The organism is Streptomyces nanshensis (genome assembly GCF_001751255.1).
Classification (GTDB): Bacteria; Actinomycetota; Actinomycetes; order Streptomycetales; family Streptomycetaceae; genus Streptomyces; species Streptomyces nanshensis_A.
On sequence record NZ_LJGW01000127.1, the window covers coordinates 1 to 5,232 of the forward strand.

4 protein-coding genes and 1 pseudogene are annotated in these 5,232 nt (G+C 72.0%); 2 read left to right on the forward strand and 3 right to left on the reverse strand.

Annotated features, from left to right (window positions below):
- Positions 1-183 precede the first annotated feature (183 nt).
- A complete protein-coding gene (locus tag AN218_RS07225) occupies positions 184-891 on the forward strand; it encodes an HAD family hydrolase (protein ID WP_070015930.1) in 708 nt (235 codons plus the stop codon).
- A 181-nt stretch (positions 892-1,072) separates the two neighbouring features.
- Here AN218_RS07225 and AN218_RS07230 read toward each other — a convergent pair whose 3' ends face one another.
- Both AN218_RS07230 and AN218_RS39005 read right to left on the reverse strand, forming a co-directional pair.
- Positions 1,073-2,671, reverse strand: coding sequence for an acyl-CoA mutase large subunit family protein (locus AN218_RS07230; RefSeq protein WP_070015931.1), 1,599 nt, complete (start codon positions 2,669-2,671; stop codon positions 1,073-1,075).
- A 188-nt stretch (positions 2,672-2,859) separates the two neighbouring features.
- Positions 2,860-3,168 carry a hypothetical protein gene (locus tag AN218_RS39005; RefSeq protein WP_420855944.1) on the reverse strand — a complete coding sequence of 103 codons (309 nt, stop codon included), beginning with the start codon at positions 3,166-3,168 and terminating at the stop codon, positions 2,860-2,862.
- Between AN218_RS39005 and AN218_RS07235 the strand changes: the two genes are divergently transcribed.
- Positions 3,161-3,871, forward strand: a complete 711-nt coding sequence (locus AN218_RS07235; RefSeq protein ID WP_420855945.1) for a L,D-transpeptidase family protein — start codon at positions 3,161-3,163, stop codon at positions 3,869-3,871. The genes AN218_RS39005 and AN218_RS07235 overlap by 8 nt on opposite strands.
- Before the next feature lie 477 nt (positions 3,872-4,348).
- Here the strand turns inward: AN218_RS07235 and AN218_RS07240 are convergent.
- Positions 4,349-5,232 (reverse strand): annotated as a pseudogene (locus tag AN218_RS07240) (hypothetical protein); the annotation flags it as partial.

Here is a 5,232-nt window from a genome sequence, read left to right on the forward strand (position 1 = left end):
TGCCGTCACCTCGCCCGCGGCCAGCGCCGCGGCCTGCTCGGCCAGCCCGCGCCGCTCACGGCGCCCGGCGCCCGTCCCGACTTCTGCTGTCACCAGCACTCCCCATACTCGCCGGTAATCGGACCCTCATCCTGCGCTCCCGATCCCCGTTCGGCAACGCCGGAGGTGCGCTAGGAAGGTCACATGACCACCGTCTGCGGCCCCGAGGGCCCCCTCCGCACCCGTACGTCCCCGCCTCCGCCGCCCGTGCGCGCGGTGCTCTTCGACTTCTCCGGCACGCTCTTCCAGATCGGCGGCTACGAGGAGCGCATCCGCGCGGTGCTGCCAGGCCCCGTCACGGACGCGGAGATGGACGCCGTCCTCGACGCCCTGGAAGCGGGCCTGGCGGACCCCGACGTGATCGCCGCCCAGGCCGGCCGCGACGTCTCCGCGGCGGCACACCGGCACGCGTTCACCACGTGGTACGCGTCGGCACCGGCCCTCGCCCCGTACGCGGACGCGCTGTACGCACAGCTCCAGACACCCGGGCTGTGGCGCCCGTACGCGGACACCGAGGCGACCCTCACGCGGCTCACCGAGCGGGGCGTCGCGCTGGGCGTGGTCAGCGACGTCGGCTGGGACCTGCGCGCGACCTTCGCCCACCACGGGCTCGCGGACTTCTTCTCCACGTGGGTCCACTCGTACGAACACGACTCGGAGAAGCCGGATCCGCGTCTCTTCCGTTACGCGTGCGGGGAGTTGGGGATCGCCCCGGAGGAGACCCTGATGGTCGGCGACCACCCGTCGAAGGACGGTGGCGCGGCCTCCGCGGGCCTCCGCGCGTACGTCCTCCCGGCGGGTGCGTCACCGGGGGCGGAACGGGGGTTGGGGGCGGTGCTGCGGTTGCTGTGAGCGGTTGCCGTTCGCCACCCGTGCGTTGTGGTTCCGGGGGCGGGACGCTTGGGGTCTCCCCAGCGGAGCGACTTGGGGTCTCCCCAGCGGAGCGAGGGGACGGGACACCGGAGCGGCCCGCCCCCGCCACCAACCACGAACCGGAGGCGCCCAGTTCAACCCCGCCCGAACCGCGCACCCGTCAGAACGAGTCCGTCGGCACGTACGCCCCCCAGATCTCCCGCAGCGTGTTGCACACCTCGCCCACCGTCGCCCGCGCGCGCAGCGCCTCCTTCATCGGGTAGAGGACGTTGTCCGTGCCCTCCGCCGCCTTCCGCAGCTCCGCCAGCGCACCGTCCACCGCCGCCTGGTCCCGCTCCGCCCGCAGCCGCGCCAGCCGGTCGCACTGCTGGCGTTCGATCGCCGGGTCGACGCGCAGCGGCTCGTACGGTTCGTCCTCCTCGCGCTGGAAGCGGTTGACGCCGACCACGACCCGTTCGCCGCTGTCGGTCTCCCGCGCGATCGCGTACGCGCTGCGCTCGATCTCCTCTTTCTGGAAGCCCTGTTCGATCGCGTTGACCGCGCCGCCGCGGTCCTCGACCTGTTCCATCAGCGCGACGGCCGCCGCCTCCACGTCGTCCGTCATGGACTCCACGACGTACGAGCCCGCGAACGGGTCGACCGTCGCCGTGACGTCCGTCTCGTACGCGAGGACCTGCTGCGTACGGAGCGCCAGCCGCGCCGACTTGTCCGTGGGCAGCGCGATCGCCTCGTCGTAGGAGTTGGTGTGCAGCGACTGCGTGCCGCCCAGTACCGCGCCGAGCGCCTGCACCGTGACGCGTGCGAGGTTCACCTCGGGCTGCTGCGCGGTGAGTTGGACGCCCGCGGTCTGCGTGTGGAAGCGCAGCATCAGCGACTTGGGGTTCTGCGCGCCGAACTCCTCCCGCATCACACGGGCCCAGATGCGCCGCGCCGCACGGAACTTGGCGACCTCCTCCAGCAGCGTCGTACGCGCTACGAAGAAGAACGACAGCCGCGGCGCGAAGTCGTCCACGCTCATCCCGGCGGCGACGGCCGTCCGCACGTACTCGATGCCGTCGGCGAGGGTGAAGGCGATCTCCTGCGCGGGCGTCGCCCCGGCCTCGGCCATGTGGTAGCCGGAGATGGAGATGGTGTTCCACTTGGGGATCTCGGCGCGGCAGTACTTGAAGATGTCCGCGATCAGCCGCAGCGACGGCTTGGGCGGGAAGATGTACGTGCCGCGCGCGATGTACTCCTTGAGCACGTCGTTCTGGATCGTGCCCGTGAGCTTCGCCGGGTCCGCGCCCTGCTCCTCGGCGACGAGTTGGTAGAGCAACAGCAGCAGCGCGGCAGGGGCGTTGATCGTCATCGACGTGGAGACGTCCTCCAGCGGGATGCCGCCGAAGAGGACGCGCATGTCGTCGACGGAGTCGATGGCGACGCCGACCTTGCCCACCTCGCCGTGTGCGAGGGGCGCGTCGGAGTCGTGGCCCATCTGCGTCGGCAGGTCGAAGGCGACGGACAGGCCCATCGTGCCGTTCTCGATGAGCTGCTTGTAGCGGGCGTTGGACTCGGTGGCCGTGCCGAAGCCGGCGTACTGGCGCATCGTCCAGGGACGCCCGGTGTACATCGTCGGGTAGACGCCGCGCGTGTACGGATAGGCGCCGGGCTCTCCGAGCTTCGTACCGGCGTCCCAGTCCTCCAGTGCGTCCGGGCCGTAGACGGGCTCGATGGGCAGACCGCTCTCGTTGAACCGCTGGTTGCCCGACTGGCGTGCCATGGACTGTGCCTCCGTACGGTCTCGGGGGGCCGGTTGTCTTCGCCGGCCGCAGGCCCTGCCGGCGTCCCGCTCGGTTGAGCCGGCGGCCGCTCGGGCTGGCGCTTCGATTGCCACGGACTGTAGCGATCCGCGTTCGCCGGTTGCAGGCCCGCACGCTGGGACCTTGCTCACAGCGTGCCGAGCGCCCCTCACAGGATGCCGTCGCGCGGCACGGTTCGCGCGGGGGCGTGGCGGGAAGAGAAGAGGCGATCGGTACGGGGAATTCCGTGATGTCCGCTCAGAATCCGGGGGTTGGGAATGTCGGGGGCCGCCAGGTCGACATGGTCCGTACGGGCACGGCGCGGCAGCGTGTGGGCGGTGACGGCGGCGCTGGCCGTCGGCGGCGGCGCGGCGTCGGGGTGCAAGGCGCAGGCGGCGGGCAGCGGGCCCGTCCACGTGACGAAGACCTCGATCTCGCCCGCGCCGGAGGAGAAGCAGGAGCGCTCCTCCGTGAGCAACGGCACACCGAAGAAGACCCATGAGCCGCCCACGAAGAAGCCCGCGCCGCCGAAGCCCGCCGCGCCCGTCGACCGCGTACTGCTCGCCAACGGGTCGCAGGGCGGCCAGGTGCGTGAACTCCAGGCGCGCCTGCGGAAGTTGAAGCTCTTCGATCGCAATCCGACGGGCTATTACGGGTCCGTCACCACGGCGTCCGTGCGCGGCTTCCAGCGCCAGCAGGGCATGGGCGCGAGCGGGTCGCTCACCTCCAGCGCGTGGTCGGCGCTGCGCGCCCGTACGTCGCCGCCGTCGCACGACGAGCTGTATCCGCCGACGACGCTGCCGCTCGACGACCCGGATCCGCGCTGTCTGACCGGGCGTGCGCTGTGCGTCAGCAAGAAGAGCCGCTCGCTGGCCTGGTATGTGAACGGACAGTTGGTCTCGGCGATGGACGTGCGCTTCGGCTCGGCCTACACCCCCACGCGCGAGGGCGAGTTCGGCGTCGCGTTCAAGAGCCGGCACCACGTCTCGACGATCTACCACACGCCGATGCCGTACGCGCTGTTCTTCAGCGGCGGGCAGGCGATCCACTACTCGTCGGACTTCGCGGCCCGCGGCTACAGCGGCGCCTCGCACGGCTGCGTCAACGTACGGGACAAGAAGAAGATCGCGGCGCTCTTCGCGCAGGTGAAGAAGGGCGACAAGGTCGTCGTCTACAAGTGACGCGCGGCGCACGGCGGTTGAGGGCGGAGATCAGAGCGGAAGCGCCCTCACGGAGTGGTTCCCCGATGGGGCGCGGGCGGGACCGGGGGAACGTGTCCCGCCCGCGCCATTCGCGCGAGCCCGAAGGTACGGGGGGAACCTCGGACTTGTCGCGCAGCCGATGACCAGTCGGCTCACTTGTTACTGCGCCGTCGGGCCGGAAAGTGTCACACCAGGATTCAACTAAATCGTGTGACGTGAGTCACATGCCCCTGGCCTGCTCCGACGCCGCCTCCGACCCGTCCGGGCACCGGAACGGAAGCGCCCCCGGCGCGGCGCCGGGGGCGGATGCGGTGACGCCCGGGAGTGCGAACGGGCCCCGGGCGGCGGGGAGTTCACGTCCGTACGGCCAGGGGTCCGGCGTCGCGTACGGACGTGCACGGGTGACGGGAGAACCGCGCCGGAGCGAGTGCGTCGGAGCGGGCGCGGACGAATGCGTCAGGGCATCGGCGAGGCGCTGGCGCTCGGCGTCGACGAGGTCTCGCCGGAGCCGATCTGCTCGCCGTCGGCCCCTCCGGACTGGCCGCCGCTGTCGGGCCTGCTGCCGCCGGCACCGCCGGTGGACCCCCCGGAGGAGTCTCCGTCGGAGTCGCCGCCAGAATCGCCGCCCTGCGAACCGCCGCTGTCCTCGCCGCCCGAGTCGCCTCCGGAGTTACCGCCTCCGGAACTGTCGCCGTCCTCGCCGCCGCTGTTGCCGTTCGAGGAACCGCCCGAGTCGCCCGGGGTGCCCGGCGTACCGACGCCGCCCGCATTGCCCATGCCGCCCGAGGTGTACTCGCCCCAGCCGCGGTCGTGCTTGGCGCAGAACTTCTTCACACCCGCGGGGCCGCCGGCCGCCGCCTCCAGCCGGAGCCGGTAGCGCAGGGAGAGTTGGTCCTCCTCGTACGCCTCGCAGAGCGCACGCGCCATGGCCTTCTTGTCCGCCTCGGAGAGGCGCTTGCCGTCGCCGTGCAGCCAGTCCTCGTCGCCCTTGGGGTCCTTGGACGGCTTGCCGTCCCGTCCGCGATCCGTGCCCGCGAGGTCCTCGCCGCTCGGCGAGTCGGACGGGGAGCCGCCCTCGCGGGTGCCGCGTCTTGGCCCGTTGTCGTACGGGCTGCCGCTGCCGCCGGCCGCTTCCTCACGCTCGTCGTCGCCCGGGGAAACCATGGGAGAGACGCTGGCCGCCGGTGTGCCGCCGCCTCCGAACGGCGTGGGCAGCACACCCGTACCGGCCGCGACCGCCGCACCGCCCAGCGCGCAGCCGGCGACGGCCATCGCGAAGCCCGCACGCAGCGGACGTCCCATGAGCGAACCGCGCCGCGCGCTGCCGGGACGCCGTCCCC